General features: G+C 73.1%; 31 protein-coding genes. 6 read left to right on the top strand and 25 right to left on the bottom strand.

Features of this window, described 5'->3' with window-relative positions; translation table 11 throughout:
• Window positions 1–2 precede the first annotated feature (2 nt).
• Genes fliQ through ACFWCH_RS09815 form a run of 8 tightly spaced genes read right to left on the bottom strand, consistent with a single transcriptional unit; the run spans window position 3 to window position 5,139 of the window.
• Window positions 3–275, bottom strand: coding sequence for a flagellar biosynthesis protein FliQ (gene fliQ, locus ACFWCH_RS09780; RefSeq protein WP_136029649.1), 273 nt, complete (start codon window positions 273–275; stop codon window positions 3–5).
• Window positions 272–1,087 carry a flagellar type III secretion system pore protein FliP gene (fliP, locus tag ACFWCH_RS09785; RefSeq protein WP_206251678.1) on the bottom strand — a complete coding sequence of 272 codons (816 nt, stop codon included), beginning with the start codon at window positions 1,085–1,087 and terminating at the stop codon, window positions 272–274. The genes fliQ and fliP overlap by 4 nt, the downstream gene beginning before the upstream one ends.
• Complete coding sequence (locus tag ACFWCH_RS09790) at window positions 1,084–1,578, bottom strand: flagellar biosynthetic protein FliO (protein WP_378803451.1); 495 nt, start codon at window positions 1,576–1,578, stop codon at window positions 1,084–1,086. The genes fliP and ACFWCH_RS09790 overlap by 4 nt, the downstream gene beginning before the upstream one ends.
• Before the next feature lie 50 nt (window positions 1,579–1,628).
• Window positions 1,629–2,288 carry a flagellar motor switch protein FliN gene (gene fliN, locus ACFWCH_RS09795; protein WP_136031168.1) on the bottom strand — a complete coding sequence of 220 codons (660 nt, stop codon included), beginning with the start codon at window positions 2,286–2,288 and terminating at the stop codon, window positions 1,629–1,631.
• On the bottom strand, window positions 2,285–3,220 hold the full coding sequence (locus ACFWCH_RS09800) for a flagellar motor switch protein FliM (protein ID WP_205814364.1): 936 nt from the start codon (window positions 3,218–3,220) through the stop codon (window positions 2,285–2,287). The genes fliN and ACFWCH_RS09800 overlap by 4 nt, the downstream gene beginning before the upstream one ends.
• 43 nt (window positions 3,221–3,263) lie before the next feature.
• Window positions 3,264–4,073, bottom strand: coding sequence for a flagellar motor protein MotB (locus ACFWCH_RS09805; protein WP_136031172.1), 810 nt, complete (start codon window positions 4,071–4,073; stop codon window positions 3,264–3,266).
• Window positions 4,070–4,882, bottom strand: coding sequence for a motility protein A (locus tag ACFWCH_RS09810; protein WP_136031174.1), 813 nt, complete (start codon window positions 4,880–4,882; stop codon window positions 4,070–4,072). The genes ACFWCH_RS09805 and ACFWCH_RS09810 overlap by 4 nt, the downstream gene beginning before the upstream one ends.
• Window positions 4,882–5,139, bottom strand: a complete 258-nt coding sequence (locus tag ACFWCH_RS09815; RefSeq protein WP_136031176.1) for a flagellar FlbD family protein — start codon at window positions 5,137–5,139, stop codon at window positions 4,882–4,884. The genes ACFWCH_RS09810 and ACFWCH_RS09815 overlap by 1 nt, the downstream gene beginning before the upstream one ends.
• 271 nt (window positions 5,140–5,410) lie before the next feature.
• On the opposite strand from ACFWCH_RS09815, the gene ACFWCH_RS09820 reads away from it, so the two are divergent.
• Window positions 5,411–6,769, top strand: coding sequence for a M23 family metallopeptidase (locus ACFWCH_RS09820; protein WP_378803452.1), 1,359 nt, complete (start codon window positions 5,411–5,413; stop codon window positions 6,767–6,769).
• A 185-nt stretch (window positions 6,770–6,954) separates the two neighbouring features.
• Here the strand turns inward: ACFWCH_RS09820 and ACFWCH_RS09825 are convergent, their stop codons facing one another.
• The gene (locus tag ACFWCH_RS09825; protein ID WP_378803453.1) at window positions 6,955–8,259 is read right to left on the bottom strand and encodes an FAD-dependent oxidoreductase; all 1,305 of its coding nucleotides are present in this window, start codon (window positions 8,257–8,259) and stop codon (window positions 6,955–6,957) included.
• 84 nt (window positions 8,260–8,343) lie between these two features.
• Here ACFWCH_RS09825 and ACFWCH_RS09830 point away from each other — a divergent pair, with 84 nt between their 5' ends.
• Window positions 8,344–8,685 (top strand): ArsR/SmtB family transcription factor, encoded by a 342-nt coding sequence (locus ACFWCH_RS09830; protein ID WP_378803454.1) that lies wholly within the window; start codon window positions 8,344–8,346, stop codon window positions 8,683–8,685.
• 80 nt (window positions 8,686–8,765) lie between these two features.
• Here ACFWCH_RS09830 and ACFWCH_RS09835 read toward each other — a convergent pair whose 3' ends face one another.
• From ACFWCH_RS09835 to ACFWCH_RS09910, 16 genes are all read right to left on the bottom strand, one after another.
• Window positions 8,766–9,926 carry a flagellar hook protein FlgE gene (locus ACFWCH_RS09835; protein ID WP_136034174.1) on the bottom strand — a complete coding sequence of 387 codons (1,161 nt, stop codon included), beginning with the start codon at window positions 9,924–9,926 and terminating at the stop codon, window positions 8,766–8,768.
• A 25-nt stretch (window positions 9,927–9,951) separates the two neighbouring features.
• Window positions 9,952–10,410 (bottom strand): flagellar hook capping FlgD N-terminal domain-containing protein, encoded by a 459-nt coding sequence (locus ACFWCH_RS09840; RefSeq protein WP_136037090.1) that lies wholly within the window; start codon window positions 10,408–10,410, stop codon window positions 9,952–9,954.
• Between the two features lie 14 nt (window positions 10,411–10,424).
• Complete coding sequence (locus tag ACFWCH_RS09845; RefSeq protein ID WP_378803455.1) at window positions 10,425–11,945, bottom strand: flagellar hook-length control protein FliK; 1,521 nt, start codon at window positions 11,943–11,945, stop codon at window positions 10,425–10,427.
• Entirely contained in the window at window positions 11,942–12,364 is a 423-nt protein-coding gene (locus tag ACFWCH_RS09850) for a hypothetical protein (RefSeq protein WP_206251671.1), read from the bottom strand. Before ACFWCH_RS09850 ends, ACFWCH_RS09845 begins: the two co-directional genes overlap by 4 nt.
• The gene (locus ACFWCH_RS09855; RefSeq protein WP_378803456.1) at window positions 12,361–13,653 is read right to left on the bottom strand and encodes a FliI/YscN family ATPase; all 1,293 of its coding nucleotides are present in this window, start codon (window positions 13,651–13,653) and stop codon (window positions 12,361–12,363) included. The genes ACFWCH_RS09850 and ACFWCH_RS09855 overlap by 4 nt, the downstream gene beginning before the upstream one ends.
• Complete coding sequence (locus ACFWCH_RS09860; protein ID WP_378803457.1) at window positions 13,650–14,258, bottom strand: FliH/SctL family protein; 609 nt, start codon at window positions 14,256–14,258, stop codon at window positions 13,650–13,652. Before ACFWCH_RS09860 ends, ACFWCH_RS09855 begins: the two co-directional genes overlap by 4 nt.
• Window positions 14,248–15,252 (bottom strand): flagellar motor switch protein FliG, encoded by a 1,005-nt coding sequence (gene fliG / locus ACFWCH_RS09865; RefSeq protein WP_136031068.1) that lies wholly within the window; start codon window positions 15,250–15,252, stop codon window positions 14,248–14,250. The genes ACFWCH_RS09860 and fliG overlap by 11 nt, the downstream gene beginning before the upstream one ends.
• Complete coding sequence (fliF, locus tag ACFWCH_RS09870) at window positions 15,249–16,874, bottom strand: flagellar basal-body MS-ring/collar protein FliF (RefSeq protein WP_206251669.1); 1,626 nt, start codon at window positions 16,872–16,874, stop codon at window positions 15,249–15,251. Before fliF ends, fliG begins: the two co-directional genes overlap by 4 nt.
• Window positions 16,874–17,179, bottom strand: coding sequence for a flagellar hook-basal body complex protein FliE (fliE, locus tag ACFWCH_RS09875; RefSeq protein ID WP_136031064.1), 306 nt, complete (start codon window positions 17,177–17,179; stop codon window positions 16,874–16,876). The genes fliF and fliE overlap by 1 nt, the downstream gene beginning before the upstream one ends.
• Window positions 17,176–17,571 carry a flagellar basal body rod protein FlgC gene (locus ACFWCH_RS09880; protein ID WP_136031062.1) on the bottom strand — a complete coding sequence of 132 codons (396 nt, stop codon included), beginning with the start codon at window positions 17,569–17,571 and terminating at the stop codon, window positions 17,176–17,178. The genes fliE and ACFWCH_RS09880 overlap by 4 nt, the downstream gene beginning before the upstream one ends.
• Complete coding sequence (locus tag ACFWCH_RS09885; protein WP_136031061.1) at window positions 17,568–17,909, bottom strand: flagellar basal body protein; 342 nt, start codon at window positions 17,907–17,909, stop codon at window positions 17,568–17,570. Before ACFWCH_RS09885 ends, ACFWCH_RS09880 begins: the two co-directional genes overlap by 4 nt.
• Before the next feature lie 110 nt (window positions 17,910–18,019).
• Complete coding sequence (locus tag ACFWCH_RS09890) at window positions 18,020–18,316, bottom strand: hypothetical protein (RefSeq protein ID WP_136031059.1); 297 nt, start codon at window positions 18,314–18,316, stop codon at window positions 18,020–18,022.
• The gene (fliS, locus tag ACFWCH_RS09895; protein ID WP_136031073.1) at window positions 18,313–18,699 is read right to left on the bottom strand and encodes a flagellar export chaperone FliS; all 387 of its coding nucleotides are present in this window, start codon (window positions 18,697–18,699) and stop codon (window positions 18,313–18,315) included. Before fliS ends, ACFWCH_RS09890 begins: the two co-directional genes overlap by 4 nt.
• Window positions 18,700–18,701: 2 nt before the next feature.
• A complete protein-coding gene (gene fliD / locus ACFWCH_RS09900) occupies window positions 18,702–20,090 on the bottom strand; it encodes a flagellar filament capping protein FliD (RefSeq protein WP_136035470.1) in 1,389 nt (462 codons plus the stop codon).
• Window positions 20,091–20,178: 88 nt separating this feature from the next.
• Complete coding sequence (locus ACFWCH_RS09905; RefSeq protein WP_136031054.1) at window positions 20,179–21,009, bottom strand: flagellin; 831 nt, start codon at window positions 21,007–21,009, stop codon at window positions 20,179–20,181.
• Between the two features lie 98 nt (window positions 21,010–21,107).
• Complete coding sequence (locus ACFWCH_RS09910) at window positions 21,108–21,911, bottom strand: sigma-70 family RNA polymerase sigma factor (RefSeq protein WP_136031052.1); 804 nt, start codon at window positions 21,909–21,911, stop codon at window positions 21,108–21,110.
• 220 nt (window positions 21,912–22,131) lie between these two features.
• Here ACFWCH_RS09910 and flgN point away from each other — a divergent pair, with 220 nt between their 5' ends.
• From flgN to ACFWCH_RS09930, 4 genes are read left to right on the top strand one after another with little or no spacing between them, the layout of a single operon-like run.
• Window positions 22,132–22,614 carry a flagellar export chaperone FlgN gene (flgN, locus tag ACFWCH_RS09915; RefSeq protein WP_136031050.1) on the top strand — a complete coding sequence of 161 codons (483 nt, stop codon included), beginning with the start codon at window positions 22,132–22,134 and terminating at the stop codon, window positions 22,612–22,614.
• Between the two features lie 13 nt (window positions 22,615–22,627).
• Window positions 22,628–24,037, top strand: coding sequence for a flagellar hook-associated protein FlgK (flgK, locus tag ACFWCH_RS09920; protein WP_378803458.1), 1,410 nt, complete (start codon window positions 22,628–22,630; stop codon window positions 24,035–24,037).
• A gap of 13 nt (window positions 24,038–24,050) precedes the next feature.
• Window positions 24,051–24,932, top strand: a complete 882-nt coding sequence (gene flgL, locus ACFWCH_RS09925) for a flagellar hook-associated protein FlgL (protein ID WP_378803459.1) — start codon at window positions 24,051–24,053, stop codon at window positions 24,930–24,932.
• A complete protein-coding gene (locus ACFWCH_RS09930) occupies window positions 24,929–25,300 on the top strand; it encodes a flagellar assembly protein FliW (protein ID WP_136035474.1) in 372 nt (123 codons plus the stop codon). The genes flgL and ACFWCH_RS09930 overlap by 4 nt, the downstream gene beginning before the upstream one ends.
• Window positions 25,301–25,315 lie beyond the last annotated feature (15 nt).

Consider the following 25,315-nt stretch of genomic DNA (forward strand, 5'->3'; position numbering starts at 1 on the left):
GCTCACCCGCTCAGCAGCGCCGGGATCCGGGCGAACATCTCGTTCGTGAAGGCGATGATCTCCGCGATCATCCAGTTGCCCGCGATCAGCAGGGCGATGCCCACCGCGACGATCTTCGGCACGAACGACAGCGTCACCTCCTGCACCTGGGTGATGGACTGCAGCAGCGAGATCGCGAAGCCCACCACGAGCGCGGTCACCAGCATGGGCGCGGCGAGCTTGGCCGCGATGAGCAGCCCCTGCGCGCCGATGTCGAGCACGGCCTCCGGGCTCATCCCACACCTCCGTAGCTCTCCAGGAGGGCCTTGATGATGAGCCCCCAGCCGTCCACGAGGATGAACAGCAGGATCTTGAACGGCAGCGAGATCATGACCGGCGGGAGCATCATCATGCCCATCGACATCAGCGCGGCCGCCACGACCAGGTCGATCACCAGGAACGGCACGAAGATCACGAAGCCGATGATGAACGCGGCCCGCAGCTCCGAGATCATGAACGCGGGGATCAGCGTGTACATCGGCACGCTCGCCGCGTCGTCGGGGTTGTCCTGACCGGCCATGCGGGTCATGAGCGCGAGGTCCTCCTCGCGCGTGTAGTGCAGCATCCACTCGCGCAGCGGGCCCTGGCCGATGTCGACCGCCTGCGTGAACGTGAGGGCGCCGTCGATGTAGGGCTGCACCGCGAGCGTGTTGATCTCGGTGAGCACGGGCCACATGATGAACAGCGACAGGAACAGCGACAGGCCCGCCAGCACCTGGTTCGGCGGGATCGTCGGCAGCGACAGCGCGTTGCGGGTCATCGCCAGCACCACGAAGATCTTCGTGAACGACGACATCATCAGCAGCAGCGCCGGAGCGACCGACAGCAGCGTGATGCCGAGCAGCGTGAGGATGGAGCCGGACGGGCTGCCGTCGACGCCGTTGATGTCGATCGAGACGCCCTCGCCCTGGTCGTCGGGCAGCACCTCGGCGTGCGCGGGACCGCCGCTGCACAGCACGAGCACCGCGACCACGAGCAGCACCGCGGCCGCGACGGCGAGCAGCCGCCACGGCGCGCGACGAGGCTCGACGGCCCGGGCTGCGGTCATCGTGCGCGCCGGAGGGCCTCGGCGGTCTGCCGCCAGGTGTCGGGGGAGAGGATGGAGCCGCGCAGGGGGTCGTTGCGGTGCCGCACGCGCCGGCGCAGCTCGGTGCCGTCGCCCGGGGTCGCGGGGCGTGCGGGGGTGCCGGTGAGTGCGGGGGTCGCGGGCGTGCCGGAGGTCGCGGGGGTCGCGGGGGTGCCGGTGAGCGCGGCTGCGGCGAGGATGCGCTCGAACTCCGCGGCGTCGGCGGCGGCGTCGCGCGGTGCCGGCCCGGTGGGCGGGGCCGCGGGCTCCGGGCGCAGCGGAAGGCGGTCGACCACGCTCACGCCGTGCTCCGTGACACCCAGCACGTAGCGGGCGTCCTCGGTCTGCACCACCACGAGCTGCGCCTTCGCCCCGAGGCCCTGACGCCCCAGCACCGTGATCGGCTCGGCGTCGCGCTTGCGCGACTGGGTCTTCGCGACCCGGCGCTGCAGGAACCACAGCAGGCCGAGCACCGCCGCCAGGGAGAGCCCGACCCGCAGGGCGAGCAGCAGGTCGTCCAGGGTCAGGCCTCGACGTTCTCGAGGATGCGCGTGATCCGCACCGCGTAGTCCTGGTCGACCACCACGACCTCGCCGTGGGCGATCGTGCGGCCGTTCAGCTTCACGTCCGCAGGGGCGCCGGCCGAACGGTCCAGCTCCACGATGCGGCCGGGCTCCAGGTCGAGCACGTCACGCACGGCCATGCGGGTGCGGCCGATCTCGACCGTCAGCTCCATCTCCACACCGGCGATGCGGTGCAGGCGGCCGTCGCCGCCGGCGGGTCGTGCCGGGCGGTGGGTGATGCGCACGGCGAGCCGGCCGATCGTGCGCTCGCCCTCGTCGACCAGGTCGAACAGCTGCGCGTGCGGGTCGGCGAACAGCGCCGACGCATCGCCCGTGGCGGCCTCGCCCAGCACGCCGGGGCCCAGGGCGGTCACGGCCGCCTCCAGCGCGTCGAGCAGCCGGTCGGCGACGGGCCGTCCCGCCAGGCCGTCGATCAGCGCGTCGGGGTCGAGCAGCTGCACGGCGAGCTGGGCTCCGGCTTCGCCGACGAACTGCACGACGACCGCGTCGCCGGTGTCGCCGGAGGCCTGCGACGCCCGTGCGGTGACGGGCGCTGCCGTGGGGAGCCGGGCGGCGAAAGCGGCGGCGACGGCGGATTCGTAAGCGGTGGTGCTGGTCACGCGGACTCCTGAGCGGCGGGGGCGGATGCGGGGACGGTGGTGGTGACGACGCACGCGAGGCGCGCGCCGGAGCTGCCGACCGCGGCCGTCGCGACGGTCTGATCGCCGACCGTGAGCAGCAGCGGCCGGTCGGCGGAGTGGGGGAGGGCGAGGAGGTCGCCGACCGCGAGGTCGAGCACCTCGCGCGGCAGGACCGAGCGGGGCGCGAGGCGCAGTGCGACCTCGACGGGCGCGGCCTCGACCTGGCGGCGCACGAGGCCCGGGGTCTCCGCACGGTCGGTGAGGGCCTCGCGCACGGCGAACCCGGACAGCACGGACGCGGGCAGCATGATGCTCGCCGGCACCGTGCGCCCGCCATGCCGCATCGACAGTCGCGCCACGATCACCGGCTCCCCGGCGGCCGCGACCTGCGCGAACTGCGAGCTGTACTGGATCCCGGCGACGGTGACCCCGGTGGGCAGCAGGCCGTCGAGCGCGGCCGCGAGGTGCTCCGTGGCCTCCGTCACGAGGGAGCGCAGCAGCGCCTGCTCGATCGGCGTGAAGGTGCGGTCGTCGACCGTCGCGGTCGAGCGCCCTCCCACCATCTGCACGATCCATGAGGTGGCGGTGGAGGTCGGCACCTGCAGGATCATCCGCTCGTCGGAGTCGGGCAGGGCGCACACGATCATGGTCGTGGTGGTCGGCAGCGACTGCGCGTACTCGCCGTAGGTGAGCATCCCGACGTGCTCGACCGCGATGGTCGCGCGCACGTGGATCCGGCCGGACAGCTGCGCCGACCACTGCCTGGCGAACGTCTCGAACGCGAGCTCGAGCGTGCGCGCGTGCTCGCGCGACAGCGTCGCCGCACGGCCGAAGTCGTACACCTCGACCTCGGCGGTCGCTGTCGCCGTGCGTGCGCGCACCGCGGAGCGCGCACCGTCATCCCTCACCACGTACCCGACTATCGGGCGGCGGAGGGCGTGCGTTAGGGAGGGGTCAGGGGGAGGTCTGCGCCGCGCCCGCGGCGGGGAGCAGCGCTCGCACCTCCTCGCTCGCATCGGAGAGGACCACGATGTCGACGCGGCGGTTCTCGGCCAGCTGCTCCGGGGTGCTGCCGGCGACCACGGGACGGGTGTCGCCGAAGCCCACCGACTTCAGGTGCGCGGGCGGCAGGCCGGCCGACTCCACCAGGTAGCGCAGCACCTGGGTCGAGCGCCCGGCCGACAGCTCCCAGTTCGTCGGGAACGGCGCGACGGAGCCCCGGGCGTCCGCGTGGCCCTCGACCGAGATCTCGTTGGGCGTCGTGACCAGCACCGATCCCAGCGCGTCGAGCACCTGCGTGGCGGCGGGGCTCAGCGCGGTGCTGTTGGTGGTGAAGAACGTCTCGGCGCTCACCAGGCCGATCGTGAGGCCGCGCTCGTCGATCGTGAAGGTCACGTCGGCTTCGAGGCCGCGCTCGGCGAGCACCTGCCGCAGCCGGTCGCGCAGCGCCGACAGCTCGTCGAACTCCTGCTGCGCCGCCGCGGCCTCGGTGTCGGCGAAGTCCTGGCCCTTCTCGTCCACCAGCTCGGGCGGCACCACGACACCGGTGACCGCGTCGATGTCCTCGGAGGGCTCCTGCCCGAAGCCGGTGGCGAGCGACGCGCTCAGCGCCTCGAACTTCTCCTGGTCGACGGTCGACATCGCGAACAGCACGATGAACATGCACATCAGCACCGTGACCATGTCGAGGTACGACGCCATCCAGCGCTCGTCCGGTCCGCTGTGCTCGGACTCGGTCACGCGGCGGCGTGCGCGCACGCTCATGAGAACAGGTCCTCGGCGTCCTCCGCGGGTGCGGGCTGCTCGGTGCGGCGCGAGCGTCCGCCGGACCGGTCGGACACCAGCGCGCCGAGGCGCTCCCGCACCAGCTGCGGTGCGGCGCCCGCCTGGATCGCCAGCATGCCCTCCATCAGCACGGTCATGCGCTCCAGCTCCAGCTCGCCCAGGCGCTGCAGGCGTCCGCCGATCGGGAGCCAGATGAAGTTGGCCGACAGCAGGCCCCACAGCGTCGCGACGAACGCGGCCGCGATCATCGGGCCGAGCGTGTCGGGCTTGTCGAGCTTCTCCAGCACGTGCGTCAGCGACACGACCGTGCCGATGATGCCGACCGTGGGGGCGAAGCCGCCCAGCGTCATGTAGAAGCGCGAGGCCGTGCGGTTGCGGGCGGCGGTCGACGTCAGCTCGTCCTCCAGCAGCACCCGAAGGTCTTCCGCGTCCGTGCCGTCGGCGATGCTCTGCAGTGCCTGCCGGAGGAACGGGTCCTTCTCCTCGTCGAGGCCCTGCTCGAGGGCGAGCAGCCCCTCCGACCTGGCCTTCTCGGCGTAGCCGACGACCGTGTCGATCATGCTCTGCGCGGTGCGGCGCTCGCCGCGGAAAGCTCGGGGGAGCGACTTCACGGCGTGCAGGGCGTCGCGCAGCGTGCCGCTGGCGAGACCCACGGCGATGGTCGCGCCGAACACGAGCACCATCGGGGCGGGCAGGAGCAGCGAGCCGATGGTCGCGCCCTCGAGGTTGATCATGGCGATCAGGGCCCCGAACGCGAGGACCAGACCGAGGATGAGCGACGGATCCATCAGGCCTCCGTCCCGGCGGCGGCCGTGTCGACGGTGTCCGTGTCGACGGTGTCCGTGGCGACGAGGGCGGCGGCGGTGGCGAGCACTCCCGCGCGGAAGCGGGTGATGCGGGCGATCACGTCGTCCATCGTCTCCGTGACGACGAAGGTCGCGCCGTCGACCATGATCAGCGTCGTGTCGGGCGTGGCCTGCACACGTTCGATCAGGTCGGGGTTCACCGCGAACCGGGTGCGGTTCAGGCGCGTGAGGACGATCATGGGCTCCATCCTGGAAGGCTCGCTCCGTCCGGAGACGGAGAACAGACGGCCCGTCCTGGGCTGTCGGGAGGGACTGTCGGCCGTGCGGCGCGACGCGTTAGGGCGCGGGGTGCGCGACGCGCCGACGACGCCCCGACCTGGCGCGTGCGCCGTGTCGCAGGCGGCCGGGCGCGTCGACCGGGGTCAGCATGGACGGGACCGGACCCGACCGAGAGCGCATCGACGTGCGCGCGGCGCCGGAGGCGGAGCGGAAGAGAAGGAGACGCACCCCGTGAAGCAGCGAACCCCGCAGACGGCGGCCGAGACGGCGGCGGAGGACTGCGGGTGCGCCCCGACCCCCGCCGAGCGCGAGTCGCTGTGGCGGGTGAACGTCAGCCGCCGCGGCGCCTTCGGGCTCGGGGCGCTCGGCGTGGTCGCGCTCGCCGCGTTCGGCGTGGGCACCGGGGTGTCGGCCGCGTACGCCGCGACCTATCCGAGCTGGGACGACGTGCAGCGGGCCAAGAACAACGAGGCGGCCAAAGCGGCCGAGGTCTCGCGCATCGAGGGGCTGATCCAGTCGCTCACCCGCAAGGTCGCGGAGACGCAGGCGGCGGCGCAGGTCGCGTCGGACGAGTTCTACGCCGCCCAGCAGGCCTACTTCGCGGCGATCACCGAGGCGGACAACCTCCAGGCGGAGGCCGATGAGCAGTCCGCGCTCGCCGAGTCCTCCGCGAAGAAGGCCGGACAGATCGCGGCGCAGCTGTACCGCAGCGGCGGAGACGACACGTCGCTGCAGCTGTTCTTCGCCGGCTCCGGTGCGAGCGCCGACCAGCTGCTGTCGCGGCTCGGGACGATGGACAAGTTCCTGCAGTACAACCAGTCGGTGTACGACAACGCCGTCGCGGCGCGCAACGCCGCCCAGTCGCTGAGCGACCAGGCCGCGGTCGCCCGCGATGAGCGCGACCGGCTGCAGCAGGTCGCCGAGCAGAAGATGGAGGCGGCACAGCAGGCCGCGGAGGCCGCGCAGGCCGCGCTCGACGAGCAGTCGGCGAACCTGGCGACCATGCAGGCGCAGCTCGCGGCCCTCAAGGACACCACGGCCACCACGGTCGCGCAGTACCAGGCGGGTGTCGCGGCGCGCGAGGCCGAGGAGAAAGCCCGACGGGAGCGTGAGGCCGCGGCGGCGGCCGCGGCGGGCGGCGGCAACGGCGGCGGGGGAGGCTCGGCCGGTTCGGGCGGCTGGGTGCGGCCGCACGGCGGGGCCCGCAGCTCCAGCTACGGACCCCGCACGTCGATCTGCGGCCCTCGGGGCTGCTCGTCGAGCTTCCACTACGGCGCCGACCTGGCGAACGGCTGCGGTGCCGCGATCTACGCCGCGAACTCCGGCACCGTGGACTACGCCGGATCGAACGGCAACTACGGCAACTACGTGCGCATCCAGCACGGCGGCGGCGTGAGCACGGGCTACGCGCACATCAAGAACGGCGGCATCATCGTGCGCCGCGGCCAGTGGGTCAACGCGGGCCAGGTCATCGCGTACGCCGGAGACACCGGCCGTTCGTTCGGCTGCCACCTGCACTTCGAGGTGTACATCAACGGCGGGTACACGAACCCCGTCCGCTTCATGGAGGACCGCGGCGTCTACGTCTGACCCCGCGGAGGCGCGGCGATCCACCCGGTGGCGGGCCCTCTGCGCAGCCCGCCTGCCACTCGGCTCAGCTCGACGGATACGACGGCGGAGTAGCGGCCGCGTTACTGAGGTTTATGGGTGCTAAAGCTCAGTAACGATCTCGTTACTGAGCTTTATGGATGCTAAACCTCAGTAACGCCCCCGCGTCAGCCCACGCTGACCGGGCGCGAGCCGAGCTGGAGCACGGTCGGCGCGCCGCAGCAGCCGCCTCCGGCTTCGGCGTCGAACCCGCCCGCACCGCCGCACACCCCGGTGGCGGGGAGCACGAGCTCATTGCGCGCGGCGGCCTCGTGGTCGCCCGCGAGGTGCGCGACCACGCTCCGGACCTGTTCGAAGCCGGTCAGTGCGAGGAACGTCGGCGCCCGGCCGTACGACTTGGCGCCGACGACGAACAGGTCCTGTTCGGGCTGGGCGAGCTGTCGCGCACCGGTGGCGGGCACGGAGCCGCACGAGTGGATGTTGGGGTCGATGTCGGCGGCGATGCCGGCGACGGCGTCGAGGGTGGGGTCGAGGGCGATGCGCACCTCGCGCAGGAAGCTCGTGTCGGGCCGGAACCCGGTGAGCGCGAACACCTGGGCGACCCCGGCGATCTCGCGGCCGTCCTCCGCGTGCAGCGAGAGCGTGTCGCCGTGGGAGGCGAGCTCGGCGACGCGGAACCCGGTGACGAGCTCGACCGTCCCGGCGTCGACCACCTCGCGCGCGCGGCGGCCGAGGGCGGCGCGCTCGGCGAGGTCGTCGGCGTCACCTCCGCCGAAGGTGTGCCCTGTGCTGCCGCGCCGCAGGAGCCAGGTGACGCGGGTGCCCGGTTCGCGGCGGGCCAGGTCGGCGAGGCGGAGAGCGGTGTGCGTCGCGGAGTGCCCGGCCCCCACGACCACGACGTGCCGCCCGGCGAACGCGGACACGTCGTCGGGGATCCGGTACGAGACCCGGTCGGCGGCTGCGGTCTCGCCCAGGGCGGGGAAGCCGTCGGCGCCCGCGGGGTTGGGAAGGCCCCAGGTGCCGCTCGCGTCGATGACCGCTCGGGCGACGATGCGGCCCTCCACGCCCTGGCGGTCTCGCGTGTGGACGACGAACGGCTGCGCCGCGCGGCCGCTGTCCACGACCCGGTCTCGTCCCTGTCGGGCGATCCCGGTGACGGTGGTCGCGTAGCGCACCCGCTCGCCCAGGCTCGCGGCGAGGGGTGCGAGGTAGCCCTCGACCCATTCGGTGCCGGTGGGGTACCCGCGGCTCGGCGCGACCCAGCCGGTGGGTTCGAGCAGGCGGCGCGCCGCCGCGTCGGTCAGCTCGGGCCACGCGGAGAACAGGCGCACGTGCCCCCATTCCGCCACGGCTGCCCCGGCGGCGTCGCCGCGTTCCACGACGATCGCGTCGAGACCGCGCTCGGTCAGGTGGGCGGCGGCGGCGAGGCCCTGCGGGCCGGCTCCGATGACGACGACGGGTAGTGCGGACATGCGATGCTCCTCGTATCGATGAATATCAATACGGGGAGCATCACGGATCTATCGAAGAATGTCAATACGTGAGAGACTGGACAGGTGAGTCTCCCCACCGTGATCGACCAGACCGCGTGCTGCGTGCCGCGGGTGACCTCCGCCCTCACGCCGCACGACGCCGAGCGGGCGGCGCGCGTGTTCAAGGCGATGGGCGATCCGACCCGGGTCCTGCTGCTGTCGCTCATCTCGGGCAGCCCGGAGGGGGAGGCGTGCATCTGCGACCTCACCCAGCCCGTCGGGCTGTCGCAGGGGACCGTGTCGCACCACATGAAGCTGCTCGCCGAGGCGGGACTGGTCACGCGTGAGCAGCGCGGGCGGTGGGCGTACTTCGCGGTGAACGACGAGGTGCTCCGCGCCGCCGCCGACGCGCTCCGCCCGGCCTGACGCTCCGCCCGCTCCACCAAGCCGTACGAGACGGGAGGGCCCCCGACGCGCGGTGGACCCTCCCGTGCGACCCCGCGGGATCAGCGCTTGAGGTTGGTCAGCTCCTGCAGCACCTCGTCGCTCGTGGTGATGATGCGTGCGTTCGCCTGGAAGCCGCGCTGGGCCACGATGAGGTTCGTGAACTCCTGCGACAGGTCGACGTTCGACATCTCCAGCGCGCCGCTGATGATGCCGCCCAGGCCCGCGGTCCCGGCCTGACCGAGCTCGGGCTGACCCGAGTTGCCGCTCGGGCGGAACTGCGAGGAGCCGACCTTCTCGAGTCCGCCGGGGTTGACGAAGCCGGCGAGCGCGATGCGGGCGAGCACCTGGGTGTCGCCGTTGCTGAACGTCCCGACCAGGCTGCCGTCGTTGGTCAGCGCGTAGGAGGCGAGCGTGCCGGCCGGCTTGCCGTTCTGCTCCTTGAGGGCGAGGTCGCTCACGTCGGCGAAGCCGGTCACGGCGGACAGGTCGACCGTGATGCCGCCCGACACGATGCTGCCCGCGCCGTTCTGCTTCCCGTCGGTGAAGGTGAGCGAGGTCGTGGCACCGGCACCGTCGGCCACGTCCCACCCGGTCGCGGTGCGGGTGAACGTGAGGCGCAGCGTGGTGGCGGCGCCGTCGGCGTCATAGGTCTTGATGTCGCGGACGAGGGTCTCACCCACGGCGGCACCCGAGGGCAGGTTCCCGGTGGCGCGGGCGGTCGTGGTGGCCGCGGCGGGGCTCAGCGCTCCGACCGGGAGGGTGATGTCGCCGATGCCCTGGCCGGGAACGATCGCGCCGTTCTGCGCCGTCCAGCCCTGCACGAGCGCGCCGCCCGCGCCGACCAGGCGACCGGTCGCGTCGAACGTGAAGCCGCCGTTGCGGGTGTACAGGGTCTCGCCGCCCGACCGCACCACGAAGAAGCCGTCGCCCGAGATCATCAGGTCGGTGGGCACACCGGTCGGCTGCGGGGCACCGCCGGCGAAGTTGGTGCTGATGCCGGCGACCTGCACGCCGAGGCCCACCTGGGCGGGGTTCTGACCGCCCTGGGCCTGCTGCGGCAGCATCGAGTTGCGCAGCAGCTGCGACAGCGAGTCCTGGAACTGCACGGACGACGCCTTGAAGCCGGTCGTGTTGACGTTGGCGATGTTGTTGCCCGTCACGTCGAGCATGGTCTGGTGCGAGCGGAGGCCGGAGATTCCGGAGAAGAGCGAGCGGAGCATGGTGATGCCTTTCTGGGGAGAGGGGTCAGGCAGCGGAGCCGGGAGCGAGGGAGACGCCGGAGACGGCGTCGAGGGGGATGGAGACGTCGCCGATCATGACGAGCGGCACCGCCCCCTTGTAGGACACCGCGGTGACGATGCCCTTCTTGGTGGTGCCGTCGGCGTCGACGTACTGCGCCTCGCGCCCGATCAGCGCGGCGGCGGTCTGGCGCATGCTGAGCGCGAAGTTCTCGGTGGTGGTCGTCGACAGCGCGGTGAGCTGCTCCATCGAGGCCAGCTGCGTGGTCTGCGAGATCATCTCGTTGGTGTTCATGGGCGAGCTGGGGTCCTGATTGGTCAGCTGTGTCACGAGCAGCTTCAGGAACACCTCGGAGTCGAGGGTCTTCTTGCGCTCGGACGCGGGGGTGGTGCTGCCCGTCTGCACGCCGGACGCGGGCGTGCTGCCCGGGGGGATCGTGCCGGGGATGGAGTCGACCGTGGTCATGGGGTCCTCTCTGATCAGGCGTAGACGTCGATGCCGCCGTGCGGCGGGGCGGTCGGGACGGGCGGCGGTGGTGCGGGCGAGGTCGACGGCAGGGGCCGCGCGGCCGCGGGCTGCCGGTCGGTGCCCTGGCCCCCGGCGGCGCCCTGGCCTCCGGCGGTGCCCTGGCCTCCGGCGGAGGGGCCCTGCGGGGTGGACGAGCCGGGGCCGTCCGACGACGAGGCGAGACTCAGGGTGGCCTGGGGCGCGGCGACGGCGAGGTCGCGGCGGAGGTCGGCGAGGATCGCCCGCAGCGCCTCGCGGCCGAGCTCACCGGGCGCCTGCAGCTCGATGCGGATCGCGGCGCCGGAGATGTGGGCGCGCACGGTCACCGGTCCCAGGTTCTCGGGCGACACCGTGAGCGTGATCCGGTGGTCGCCGTCGGACGCGCGGGCGAGCGAGACCACGGGCGCCGACAGCTGCGGCAGGAGCGGGGTCCGTGCCGCGGCGGCGGGCGCGGCGGCGGGTGGAGCGGCGGCGGAGGCCGGGCTGCTCGGGGCGACGGCGGCCACGGGGGCTGCGCCCTCCGACGCCGGGGACGGACCGGCGGCGGGGCTCGCGGTCGCGGCGGTGGCGGGTGCGGATGCGGGGGTCGTCGCGGCGTCGGTGGCGGCGTCGGGGGCGGAGCCGGTGTCGCCTGGCACGAGGCGCAGGGGCGGTGCGGTGTCGGTCGTCGCGGTGGCGGGCGCGGGGGCGGACGACGTGGTGGAGGGCACGGGAGTCGCAGCCGCGGCGGGCGCGGGGGCGGCTGCGGCGGCCGCGGGGGAGGACGCGGCGGGCGCGTGCGCGGGGGAGGCAGCTGCGGGGGAGGCGGCTGCGGGGGAAGCGGCTGCGGGGGAAGCGGCTGCGGGGGAGGCGGTCGTGGCCCCCGCCGGGGAGGCCGCCCCGTCCGCCGCGGTCGCCCCGAGCGCGGAACCGACGGCACCCGGGAGCGGCGCGGGAGCCGTCGCCGGAGCGAGGGCTGCCGCGGCGGTCGCGGAGGGTGCGGGCGCCGCGCGGACGGGGAGGGCGTCGGCGTCGGCGCGGAGTGCGCGTAGCGTGTCGCCGCCCGGGGCCATGCCACCGGAGGCGGTGTCACCCGCGGGCGTCGCGACCTCGGGCACGCCGGGTGCCGCGGGCCCGGTGCCACCCGCGAGCGTGCCGTCGGCCGGGGCAGCGGGGGTCGCCGCAGCGGGGGGTGCGGGCGGCGCCGTGGTGGGGGCGGGGTCGAGGTCTCCGGCGCCGGCGCCGGTGGGGTCGGCCGGCGCCGGGCGCGGCTCGGTCGGGGCGGCCGTCCCGGGGGCGGACTCCGCGGACGGAACCGGCGTCTCGGCGGCATCCGCGGATGCCGTCGCGCTGCGACCGCGATCCTCGGCGGCGTTGCGGCGCTGGGCCGAGCGCTCGGCATCGCGCACCGCGTCGGCGAACGCCGCGGCCCCCGCCGACGGCGCGGCCGCCGGGCCGCCGGAGGGGCGGGGTGCGCGCGCGCCGAGCGCGCCGAGGAGGTCGATCGGGGTCACCGGGGGTCCTCCGTCCGCGTGCGCGTGCCGATCTCGTCGAGCTCCGCCTGCTCCGCGTGCAGGTCGGTGGCACGGAGCTCGGCCGCGTGGGCGTCGGCCAGGCGCTCCAGGCCGCGCAGCGTGCGGCGGGCGTCCGCGTGCTCCGCGCGCGCCTCGGCGACGGTCTCGTGCTGCAGTTCCGACAGCGTGCGCAGGTCGGCGAGCAGCGCGCGGCCAGCCACCCGGGCGGCGGCGAGCGCGGCGAGCGAGCGCACGTCGACGGCCTCGGTGTCGGCGCCGGACAGGTGCGCGCGCAGGGCCCGGTCGCGCGCCTCGGTGTGCTGCGCGTCGATCACGGCCCGCGACAGCCGCTGCGCCGCGGCACGCTCCTGGATCTCCCGCACGCGCAGGAGACCGGCCAGCGAGAACGAACGACTCATGCGACCCCCTCGAAGGCGCCGACCAGGGCGTCCAGCCGGCGCCACGACTCCTCGATGTCGCAGGTCTCGTCGAGCGACTGCGTGAGGAAGGCGGAGATCTCCCGCTCGTGCGCGATGGCGGCGTCGATCCGCGGATCCGCTCCCGCGTGATACGCGCCGATGTCGATCAGGTCGGTGGCGCGACGGCGCGCGGCGAGCACGGCCCGCAGCGTCGCGGCGTGCGCCCGGCGCTCGGCCCCGGTGATCTTGCCCGCGACGCGCGACACCGAGCCGAGCACGTCGATCGCGGGGTGGTGGCCGGACAGCGCCAGGGCACGGTCGAGCACCACGTGGCCGTCGAGGATCGAGCGCACGGCGTCGGCGATCGGCTCGTTGTGGTCGTCGCCGTCGACGAGCACGGTGTAGATGCCGGTGATCGACCCGGTGCGGTCGGTGCCGGCGCGCTCCAGCAGCCCGGCGAGGATCGAGAACGTCGACGGCGGGTAGCCGCGCGTGGCCGGGGGCTCGCCCGCCGACAGCCCGATCTCGCGCTGGGCCATCGCCACGCGCGTGAGCGAGTCCATCATGAGGATCGCGTGGGCGCCGTCGTCGCGGAACGCCTCGGCGATGCGCGTGGCCGTGAACGCCGCCCGGATGCGGGCCATGGCCGGCTGGTCCGAGGTCGACACCACCACGACCGACCGGGCGAGGCCGGCAGGTGCGAGGTCGTCCTCGATGAACTCGCGCACCTCGCGTCCGCGTTCGCCGACCAGCGCGATCACGGTGACCTCGGCCTCCGTGCCGCGCGCGATCATCGACAGCAGCGACGACTTGCCCACCCCGGAGCCCGCGAACAGGCCGACGCGCTGACCGCGGCCGACGCTCACGAGCGTGTCCAGGGCGCGCACGCCCAGGGGGAGCGGGGCGGTGATGCGGTCGCGCTCCAGGAGGGAGGGCGTGGCGTGGTCGAGGCTCACGGTGGGGGCGACGAGCGGGCCCTTGCCGTCGATCGGGCGGCCGAGCCCGTCGAGGATCCGCCCGAGGAGCGCTCGTCCGGTGGGCACCCGCACCGGACCGCCGCTGCCGCGGACGGGCGCGCCGACCGTGAGCCCGGCGACCGGGGCGAGCGGCATGCACCGCAGCCCGTCCTCACCCGTGGCCACGACCTCGGCGTCGATGCCGTCGAGCGTCACGACGTCACCCACCGCGCCGTCGAGTCCGCGCACGTGCACGCTGAGCCCGCGTACCCGGGTGACCTCGCCGATGCGCTCGGGTCGTACGGCGTCGCGCACCGCGCCCCAGGCCGTCATGTCGCGCTCCCGTCGAGCGCGCGGCGGGCACGGTCGAGCGCGGCGGAGACCCGGGCGTCGACCACCCCGTGCTCCGGCACCGCGACGGCGTCTCCGCGGTCGAGCGTGGCGTCGGCCACGAGGGTGAAGCCGTGGCCGGCCGTCTCGGGGTCGCGCTCCAGCACGCGCAGGTCGTCGGGGTGCACCCGGACGGTGCGGGCGGCCGCGGCCTCCGGGGCGGCGAGCACGCGGCGCAGTGCGGCGGCGGCGGAGGCCCCCGGTTCGCTCAGCTCGGCGGCGAGGATCAGCTCGGCCAGCTCGATCGCATGACGCAGCACCTGCTCGTGGGCGACCGCGGCGAGCTCCTGCTCGCGCGCTGCGATCGATGCGGTGGCCGCGTGGAGGGCGGCCACCGCGGCGGCGGTCTCGTGCGCCCTGGCGGCCTCACGCTGCGCCCGCTGCTCCTCGGCCGCCCTGGCCTCGGTCTCCGCCTGGGCGGCACCCGCGCGGTACCCCTCGGCGTGGCCCTCCGCGTAGCCGCGACGGCGTGCACGCTCCTGCTCGGCGCGGTGGTCGGGGCCGCCGAGCCGCGGGAAGGCCGCGGGGGCGAAGGCGTCAGTAGACATATTCGTCCTCGTCGGCGCGCTGCACCGTGATGTCGCCCGCCGCCTCCAGGGCTCGGATCGTGCGGACGATCTCGGCGCGTGCCTCCTCGACCTGCGACATGCGGACGGGCCCGAGCGTGCGGGCCTCCTCGTCGAGGTTCTCCCTGTTGCGCTCGGAGACGTTGCGGCGGATGAGGTCGACGATGGGCTGCGGGGCTCCCTTGAGGGCCAGCGCGAGCGAGCGGATGTCCATGCCGCGCAGCACGCGCTGCGTGTCCCGGTCGTCGAGCTTGACGATGTCGACGAACGTGAACATGCGCGAGCGGATGTCCTCCGCGAGGGCGCTGTCGCGGTCTTCGATGCTCGCCAGCAGCGCCTTCTCGATCGTCGCCCCGGAGCGGCCGATGATCTCCACGAGCGGCTCGACACCGCCCAGCACCTCCGGGGCGTCGCGCGACGCGAAGCTGCCGGTGCGCGACTTGAGGGCGTCGGCGACGATCGCGATGGCCTCCTGCGACGCGGTGCCCATGGTCGCGATGGCCTGGGCGACGTCGGTGCGGGCGGGGTCGGGGAACGCGGCGAGCACCGCGGCGGCCTGATCCGCGGAGAGGTGGGCGAGCACGAGCGCGACGGTCTGCGGCAGCTCGCCGTCCAGCAGCGTGGCCAGTTGCGCGGGGTCGGCCGAGGTGAGGAACTCGAACGAGGCGCTCATCGAGGTCGAGCCGACGCGGCCCAGCACGGCCGCCGCCCGTTCGGCGCCGAACGACGCCTCCAGCAGGCCGGCCGCGATGTCGCGTCCGCCGCGTGCGGGCGGCAGGTGCCCGGCGGCGATGCGGTGGAACTGTCCGAGTGCCTGCGCCGTCGTGGCGGCGTCGAGGTCCTGCAGCCCGATGATCTCCGCGGCCACCGCCTCCGCCTCGGCCTCGGACAGGTGCTTCATCACCTCCACCGCCTGGGCGCGGTCGAGGTTCATGAGCACGACCGCGGCGGTCTGCCGGTCGGTCAGCCCGGTCACGCGTGCGACCGATCGTCGATGAGGGTGCGCAGCAGCTCGGCCGTGCGCTGCGGATCCTGCCGGGTGAGGGCGCCGATCTCGGCGCGGCGGCGCTCGAGGCTGACCTGGGCGGGCTCCGGGTCGGGCTCGGGCTCCGGGTCGAGGTCGGGCGCCGGCTCCAGGAACGCCAGCGGGGTGGTCGGGGCCTCCAGCACGGCGGTGGGCGCGTCGGCGGACAGCGCCGACAGGGCGGGCGGCCGGTCGCCGAACAGCTGGTCGAACTCCTCCACGCGTCCGGCCCGACGGCGGGCGCGGATGATGAACGCGGCGATCGCGGCGATCAGGGGGATCGCGATGGCCGCGGCGATGATGACGGTGTTGAGCAGGGCGGCCTGTCGTTCCGCGTTCTCGGCGTCCTTCGCGGCCTGCAGCGCCGCCTGCGCGGACTCGGCGTCGGTCTTGCTGAACGCGACCAGCTCGACGGTGAGGTCGTCACCGCGGGCGCGGTCGATGCCGGCGGCCGTGGACACCAGGTCGCTGAGCTGCGCGGAGCTGAGGTCGCCGCCCGCCCCGGCGTCGACGGCGACCGACACCGACTGCCGCAGCAGCGTGCCGGCCGGGGTCGAGGTGCTCTCGGTGGCCTTGTTGACCGCGTTGGTGCGGCTCTGCTCGGTCGCCGACGACGTGCCGCCGTTCTCGCTGGGCACGGCGATGTTGTCGGGGCCGAGCACGCCGGCCTCCGAGCTCGCGCCGTTCTGCGTCTGGCTGCGGGTCTCCTCGGTCAGCGGCGGGGCGCCCTCGGCCGGGGTGTAGGTCTCCTCGATGCGCTCGTTCACCGACCGGTCGATCTCGGCGACCACCGTGACGGTCGCGTTGCCGGGGCCGACCACCGTGTCGAGCATCTGCTGCACGCTCGCCGTGACGCGCGCCTCGTAGTCGCCCGCCTGCTGGTCGAGGCCGCCCGTCGAGCCGACGCCGACGGCCGACAGCGTGCGCCCGGTCTGGTCGACCACGGCGACGTTCTCCGGCTTCATGCCGCTGACCGCCGCGGAGGTGAGGTGCACGATCGCCTCGACCTGCTTCTGGTCGAGGGTGCTGTTGCCCGCGGTCTCCACGAACACGGAGGCGGTCGCGTCGACGGTCTCCGACACGAAGACGCTCTCCTCGGGGATCGCGAGCTGCACGGAGGCGGCGGAGACCCCGTCGATCGCGGAGATCGTGGCGGCGAGCTCGCCCTCGATGGCGCGCTTGTACGTCACCGACTGCTGGAACTCGGAGGTGGTGACGCCCATGTCATCGAGCAGCGAGTAGCCGGCGCTGTTGGCGCTGGGCAGTCCGGCGGATGCGGCGGCGAGGCGCTGGTCGTACACGTCCTTCTCCGGCACGAGGACGGTGGCGCCGCCGTCGGCGAGCTCGTACGGCACCGACGCGGAGCGGAGCTGCTCGACCACGGCGTTGGCGTCGGTCGCGCTCAGCCCGGAGAACAGCGGGGTGTAGGTGGGGCGGGTGAGCCAGCTCGACAGGGCGATGATGCCGAGGGCGAGCACGGCGACACCGATGATGGCGATGGTGCGCTGGGCGAGCGAGAACCCCGCGATGACACGGCGGATGCGCTGGAACGCACCGGCGACGGCCGGGGGCATCAGGCCTGCATCCGCATGATCTCGTTGAACGCGTCGACGCCCTTGTTGCGCACGGCGGCGACGAGCTCGAGCGTCACGGCCGCGCGCGACGACGCGATCATGGCCGCGTGGATGTCGTCGAGGTCGCCCGTGACCGCGGCGACCTTGAGCGCGTCGGAGTCGGACTGCAGCGAGCGCAGCTCGTCGATCGCGCCCGTGACGCTGTTCGCGAAGGCGGAGCCGTCGGTCGTCTTCGCCCCGGTGACGGGGGAGGTGGTGAGACCGAGGGACGAGGCGACGGCCTCGATTCCGGAGACCGCGCTCATGCGTTGCGTCCGATCTGCAGGGCCGACTCGTAGGTCGTGCGGGCTCGGTCGACGATCGCCGCGCTGGCCTGGTATCCGCGCTGCGCGAGGATGAGCTGGCTCATCTGGTCGCCGAGGTCGATGTCGGGGTAGCGCACGTAGCCGTTCGCGTCGGCGAGGGGGTGGTCGGGCTGGTGCACGAGGCGGCCCTCGGCGCTGCCCTGCACGGTGCCGGCGACGTAGACGCCCGGCGACTGGGCGCTGGTCTGCGCGAGCACGTAGCGCGCACGGAACGCGGCGCCGTCGGTCGAGCGCACCGTGTTGATGTTGGAGATGTTGTCGCTGATGGCGTCGAGCCACTTGCGGTGCACGGTCAGTCCGGTGCCGGCGATGCCGATCGCGTCGAAGGTCATGAGGTCCTCATCGCGGTGCGCATGGAGGAGAACGAGCCGTTCACGGCCTGCGTCGCGAACTGGTAGCGCAGCATGGTGTCGATGCTGGAGAGGGTCTCGGTGTCGAGGTTGACGTTGTTCCCGTTGAGCCTGGTCGGCTCCAGCGAGGTGCCGACCGTCGCCGACACGCGTCCGTCGCCGCGGGCGATCGAGTCCGCGAGGGCCTCCTCGAACCGCACGCGCTTGGCGTGGTAGTCGGGGGTGTTGATGTTGGCGATGTTGTCGGCGATGGCCCGCTGGCGCAGCGAGAGCCCATCGAGCGCACTCGTGAGTGCGGTGATGGTGACAGAGTCGAACACGAACCGGCTCCCAGTGTGTGGTGGAAATGGCCGATCCCTGGCCGAGTCTTGCGAGCCATCCGTGCTCACGGTGCACTGTCGGCAGGCAGGCCGGGTGCGTTAGGCGGCCGTCAGCCGTCCACGTCGAGGTAGGCCGGTGCGTCGGGTTCGCGCGGTGCCGGTACGCGCCCCACGGCGCCGAGGTGCTGGCGGACGCCGTCGATCTCGTGGCGTACGCGGTCCATGGCCGCGCGCTGGCGGTCGATCACGCGGCGGGCGCGGTCGGCGAGGTGCGCGGGCAGCGGCGCGGGCGGCGGCGTCCAGGGCGGCAGCTCGTGCGTCTCGACGGCTCCGTCGGGTGCGGCGAGGATGCGCTCGGCTTCCTGCTCCAGCCGGTCCAGCAGCTCCTCCCAGGCGTCGGCGCTCACGCGCGACTCTCCGCGAGCGACCGGGACGCCTCGTGCCAGGCGTCGCGCAGCGGGGCGACGATGCCGTGGCAGGCCCTGGTGCGTTCGGGGTCGCGGCCGATGTTCGCGCCGATGAGCGTCTGACTGAGGAAGACGTAGAGCGAGCGGAGGCCGGCGCTGCCGTTCCACTCGTCGGTGAGCGAAGACGACAGTTCGGCGACGATGGCCTGCGCGTGCTGCAGCTGCGCGTTCGCCTCGGCCCAGTCGCCCGCGCGCTGGGCGGTCTCGCCGCGTTCGATGTCGAGCAGCAGGCGGTCGTAGAGCATGGTGACCAGTCGCTCCGGCGGCGCGGAGAGGATGGCGTCCTCGCGGTAGCGCTGCTGGGCGCGCAGGGCGGCGTTCATGCTCACGAGTCCGATCCGGAGCGGCTGCTCGGCAGCGAGTTGATCTGCGACGCCAGGTACGACGATTGCGACTGCATCTGCGACAGCATCACCTCGAGCCGGGCGTAGGTGCGCTCGAGGGTGGCCTTGCGCTGCGCGAGGCGCACGTCCCAGCGCTCCATCTGCTCGCCGAGGCTCTTGACCTCGCTCTCCTGCCCGGTGATGCGGGTGGTGAGCAGTCCGTCGTACTTGTCGGAGAACGACGTCGCGGTCTCCTCGATGCGCGCGGCGACCGCGGAGAAGAGCGCGCCGACCGCATCCGGGTCCTTCGCGAGCTCCTCGGCGAACTTGTCCTCGTCGAACGTGAGCTTGCCGTACATGTCGGTCGAGATGCCGATGGTGGAGGGCGAGACGCCGTCGACCGGGTGCTGCACGGCGTCGGCGAGGGCGGTGCGCATGCCGCGGATGGTGCTGTCGCCGGTGAACACGCCGAGGGTCGTCTTGCCGCCCTGACCGGTGGGGACTGTCGCCTTCGAGCCGTTGTCGATGCGGGTGAAGATGTCGGTCACGAGGGCGATGAACTCGCCGGAGGCCTTGGTGCGGGCGGCCGTGTCGACGGCGACGGTCACGGTGACCGGGGTGGTGGAGGGGGTGGAGACGGTGACGTCGACGCCCTCGAACAGGTCGGTGAAGGTGTTGCTGGTCGAGGTGAGCACCTGCTCGGCGCCGGTTCCTGCCCACAGGCGCACCTGCGCGTCGGTGCCGGTGGCGATCACGGCCGCGCCGGTCTCGGTGGCGACGTCGGTCGCGGTTCCGTTCTGCACGGCGGCGATATCGCCGCGGTAGACGCGGAAGCGCCCGGCCTCGCCGGAGTCCTCGGCGCGCAGCTGCAGGCGGTGCAGCGGGTTGCCGTCGGCGTCGCGCCCGGCGGGCACGGCGGTGGCCACGATCCCCGTGTCGGCGTCGTTGATCGCCTGCGCGATGTCCTGGATCGACGCGGAGTCGGCCTGCACCTGCACGCGCTCGCCCGCGGCGTTCTCCAGGGTGAGCACGGGCGGGTCGACGGCCCAGCCGCGCGAGGCGGCGGTGACGACGGTGTGGGTCTGGGCGACGCGGTCGACGACGATGTCGGTGGTGAGCGGGACGGCTCCGGCCCGTAGCGCGACCTTCACGGTGTCGGACGACGAGGTGCCGGTGAAGCGGTCGAGACCACCGGGGGCTGCGGCCTTCTCGGCGGCGGTCGCGAGGTTCTGCACGGCGGTGTTGAGGGTGCGCAGCTGCGTCATGACGGCGTTCTTGTCGTCGATCTTCGCCTTGAGCAGCGTGCGCGGGATCGCGTGCACGTCCATCAGCGCCTTGATGATGTCGGTGGTCTTCAGGCCGGACACGAGGCCGTCGAGCGAGAGCGACATGCGCGATCCCTTCCGTGTGGGGGAGGGTCCGGGTGACGGACGGCGCCGTCACCCGGACCCCCGCTGCGATTCAGTGCTGCGGTGCGGATCAGCGCAGCAGCTGGAGCACGCCCTGGTTGGCCTGGTTGGCCTGCGCGAGCATCGCCGTTCCCGCCTGCGACAGGATGTTCGCCGACGTGAACTTGACCATCTCGGACGCCATGTCGGTGTCGCGGATGCGGCTCTCGGCGGCGGCGAGGTTCTCGGCCGACACGTTGAGGCTGTTGATGGTCGACTCGAAGCGGTTCTGCAGCGCACCGTAGCCGGCACGTGCGGTCGAGACCGCCTGGATCTGCGTGTCGATGCCCGCCAGAGCAGCGCCGTACGATGCCGCGTCCGTCATGCCCGTCGCGAGCGTCTTGATGTCGGCACCGAGCGTGGCGAAGTTGGTCAGGTTCACCGAGATCTGGTCTTCGGCGGCGACCGCTCCCGCGCCCACCTGGAACGTCAGCGTCGTGCCGCCCGAGAGCAGCTTGATGCCGTTGAAGTTGGTGCTCGCCGCGATCCGGGTGAGCTCGTCGCCCAGGGCGGAGATCTCGGTCTGGATGGCGTTGCGCGACTTCGCGTTGTTCGAGTCGTTCGCGCCCTGGTTGGTCAGGTCGCGAACGCGCTGCAGGATGGAGTGCACTTCGGTCAGGGCGCCTTCTGCGGTCTGGATGACCGAGATGCCGTCCTGGGCGTTGCGGGCCGCGACGTTCAGGCCGTTGACCTGCGAGCGCAGGCCCTCGGAGATCGCGAGGCCGGCGGCGTCGTCCGCTGCGCGGTTGATGCGGAAACCGCTCGAGAGCTTCTCGAGCGACTTCGACACGTCGTTCTGCGTGTTGGACAGGTTGCGGTAGGCGTTGAGCGCCGACACGTTGGTGTTGATCTGCATACCCATGAGGGTTTCCTCCGTGATGTGTTGTACGGGGGACCGTCCGTGGTCTCCCGCTCACACCTATCGGCGGAGGAGGCGCGCGCGTTAGGGATGCGGCGTGGTCAGGCGGGGGCCGCGGTGCGGAACACCTCGCCGATGCGGGCGCCGGCGGCCTCGGCGATCCGGCCGAAGTAGGCGTCGCGGGCGGCGGGGGAGATGCGGGTGGAGGCGACGGGTTCCACCGTGCCCTCGGCGAAGTAGCGGTCGAGCGCGTCGCGCAGCAGCCGCACGGCCTCCGATCGCTGCTGCGAGACGGCGGAGTGGGTCACCCCCAGCTCTTCGGCGATCTCCTTCACGGGCCGTTCCTCGATGTACACGGCCAGCACGATGCGGCGCATGCGCTCGGGAAGGGCGGCGATCGCGTGCTCCAGCACCTCGCGGCGCTCCCCGACCAGGGCGGACTCCTCCGGCAGGGGCACGTCGGCGACCAGGTCGCGGGCGGCCGGGTCGTCGATGGTGGAGACGGTGCGCGCGGCGTCGGCGAGTGCTTCCGACACGGCCTCCCTGGGCGAGCCCATGGCCGTCGCGACCTCGGTCACGGTGGCCGTGCGGCCGAGGGCGGCGGTGAGGGTGTCGCGCACGGCGACGGTCTCTTTGATGCGCTTGCGGATGCCGCGGGACGCCCAGTCCATGGAGCGCATCTCGTCGGCGAACGCACCGAGGATGCGGCGCCGGGCGTAGGCGCCGAAGGGGACGCCGAGCGCGGGGTCGTAGGCGTCGGCGGCGGTCACGAGGGCGAGCGCGCCGACGGCGGCGAGCTCTTCGCGGGGGATGTGGGTTGCCCGAGCATGGGTGTCCGCAGCGAGATAGCCGACCAGGGGAAGGTTGGCCTCGACGAGGCGGTTGCGCTCAGCGCGCGACGACATGGGGGATGATCCACCTCTCTGGATGCACTCCGGAAGCTCCATGGCGAGGGGTAGATGCGCATATCACATAATTCGCGATATGTACATGGGGAGAACTAACCACCGCCGTTCCACATAGTAACCTTATGGGCGCGGCGGCCGATAGGGATTAATGAACCGTTAACAGGCGGGTCGATCGCACCGGCGTTGGGGCGGGGGATCGCTGGGGAACAAGGGGATCATGGGAGCCAACGAACTATCGATGCAGCTCTGGCGCGAGCGCGAGCTGCTCGAGATGCTGCTTTTCAAGCTCGACGAGCAGCAACTGCTGCTCGCGGCTGGCCGATCGCACTGGATACAGTTTGCGGCACGCGAGATCGATCAGGTACTCGATCGTCTGCGCAGTGCAGGACTGTCCAGGGCCGTCGAGGTCGCCGGAGTCGCGCAGGAGTGGGGCGCCTCGGACGAGGCGACCATCACGGAGCTCATCGAGCACGCGCCGGAGGGGGCGTGGGCCGACGTGCTCACCGACCACCTGCGCGCGCTCGTGCGGCTGACGGCGGAGGTCGAGCAGATGCGCGACTCCACCGCCGAGCAGCTCAGCGGCGTGCTCCGCGCGACGCAGGAGACCATCGCCGCACTCGGCCTCGAGAGCGGCGAGTACACCACCCGTGGAGACCGCGCCCGCGAGGACTCCGCCCGCATCATCGACACAGAGATGTGACCGAGAGGGGACCATGTCGACCTTCAGTGGACTGAACACCGCCGCGAGCGGACTCGCCGCGGCACGCCGCGGCATGGACGTCGTCGGACAGAACATCGCCAACCAGAAGACCGAGGGGTACACGCGGCAGCGGGTCGAGACCTCGTCGATCGCCGCCGTCGCCCAGACGGGCCGCTTCAGCATGGGGGCGCTCCCCGGCCACGGCGTGTCGATCGACGGCGTCGCCCGGCTCGGTGACGCCCTGCTCGACGCGCGGGTGCGCGACACCCTCGGCACCTCGGGCTACTGGTCGGCGCGCGCCCTCGCCGCGACCACGGCCGAGGCTGCTCTGGGCGAGCCGACCGACAAGGGCCTCGCCAACCGCCTCACCTCCTTCTGGGCGGGGTGGCAGGAGCTCGCGAACACGCCCGACTCCGGCGCCGCCGCGGCGAGCGTCCTGGAGTCCGCGAAGGAGCTCGCCGCGCACGTGGCCGGCGGCTACCGCACGGTGGCAGCGCAGTGGACGGCCGCACGCGAGTCGGCGGGTCGCGCGGTCGATCAGGCGAATGCGGCCGCCGAGCAGATCGCCGTGCTCAACAGCGAGATCCGCGACGCGCTCGCCGCCGGGCGTTCCGCGAACGAGCTGATGGATCGCCGGACCGTGCTCGCGGAGGATGTCGCCCGCCTCACGGGCGGCACCGGGACCCTGGAGAGCGACGGCACGCTCACGCTGCGCCTCGGCGGCAACGCCCTGGTCTCCGGCGGTGACGCCCGCCGTCTCGCCCTCACCGGGCCGACCGCGATCGAGGCGGGGCAGCGCGTCGGAGTGATCTGGGAGTCGGCACCCGACCTTCCGGTCTCGGTCGACGGCGGCGAGCTGGGCGGCACGCTGTCGGTGCTGGCGCCGGCCGCCGACGGGGGCATGCTCGCGCAGCTCGCCTCGACCTACGACCGTGTGGCGACCGCGCTGGCCGAGTCGCTCAACGCGCAGCACCGGGCCGGTGTCACGGCCTCCGGTCAGCCGGGCGGCGACTTCTTCACCCTCCCGGCGACGGGTTCCGCGGCCCTCGGGCTGCGCGTGGCCGTGACGAGCGCCGACCAGCTGGCCCTGGCGGCTCCGGGCGCGGGGGCGAAGGATGCGAGCAACGCCGATCTCATCTCGCAGATCGGACGGCGCGCCACCTCGCCCGATGCGCTGTGGACCGACCAGGTCACCCGCTTCGGCGTCTCGACCGCGGCCGACGTGCAGCGCGCGAAGGTGTCGGAGTCGGCGGCGGCGGGGGCCATCGGCGCCCAGCAGTCCGTCGCGGCCGTCGACGGCGACGAGGAGACGATCAGCCTCCTCACCTACCAGACCGCGTATCAGGCGGCCGCCCGCGTGCTCACCGCCGTGGACGAGGCCCTCGACGTCCTGATCAACCGCACGGGCGTCGTCGGACGCTGATCGGAGGAGCACCGTGATCTCTCGCGTGACGCAGTCCACCATGACCCAGACGGCCATGCGCCAGTTGCAGGCCAACCTGTCCGAGCTCGCGCGGCTGCAGGACCAGGCGACCTCGCAGAAGGCGTTCGCGTCACCGTCGGACGACCCGACCGCCGCGGCCGCGACCCTGGCGCTGCACGCCGAGCAGCGCCGCACCGAGCAGTACGCCCGCAACATCGACGACGGGCTGGCGTGGGTGACCGCGGCCGACAGCGCCATCACCGCCAGCACCTCGCTGCTGTCCCGTGTGCGCGACCTCACGGCGCAGGGCGCCAACGACGGCGCGCTCGACGCGACCGCCAAGGAGGCCCTGGCGGTGGAGCTGGAGGGCATCAGGGGCGAGCTGCTCGCGCAGGCGAACACCCGTCTGCTCGGCCGCTCCGTGTTCGCCGGCACGTCGGACACCGCGGCCTTCGCGGCCGACTACTCGTACAGCGGCGTCGCGGGCTCCGAGGTCACGCGCCGCGTGTCCGACGCCGCCTCGGTCCGCGTCGACACCGACGGCGCGGCCGTGTTCGGCACGGGGGACGACTCCGTGTTCGCGCTGGTCGACCGCATCGTGGCGGATCTCCGCTCCGGCACCAACGTCGGGCCGCGGCTCGGCGAGATCGACGACCGCCGCACCGCGATGCTCGGGGTGCAGGGCTCGGTCGGCACCCGTCAGTCCCAGATCGAACGCGCCAAGGAGGCGGCCGTGCAGAATTCCGTGTCCCTCGAGTCCCGCCGCGCGGCGGTCGAGGACGTCGACTCCGTGGAGGTCCTCATCCGCCTCCAAGCCCAGGAGCTCGTCTACCGGTCGGCGCTCGCGGTGAACGCCCGCGTGCTGCAGCCCTCGCTGATGGACTTCCTGCGATGACCGCGGCGCTCACCTTCACCGCCCCGCCTCCCGGGCTCGCCCCGCACGTCGACTTCTCGCTCGCGCCGATCGACGGCGCCGACGGGCTGTTCGCGCTGCGGGCCGTGGCCGACGAGGCGCTGCGGCTGTACCTGGTCGACCCGAGCACCGTGCTCGGGGAGTATGCGCCGACGCTGAGCGACGCCCAGGTGGACGACCTGGCACTGCGCTCGCCCGACGATGCCCTGGTGCTCGTGGTCGCGCACCCCTCGGCGGATGGCGTGAGCGTGAACCTCCTGGCGCCCGTGGTCGTGAACCGGACGACGGGCGCGGCCGCCCAGGTCATCCTGGAGGATCAGGACTACCCGGTCAGGGCGCCCCTGGGCTGAGCGGGCGGCCCCTCC

Source organism: Microbacterium sp. NPDC060132 (assembly GCF_042729675.1).
Lineage (GTDB): Bacteria > Actinomycetota > Actinomycetes > Actinomycetales > Microbacteriaceae > Microbacterium > Microbacterium sufflavum.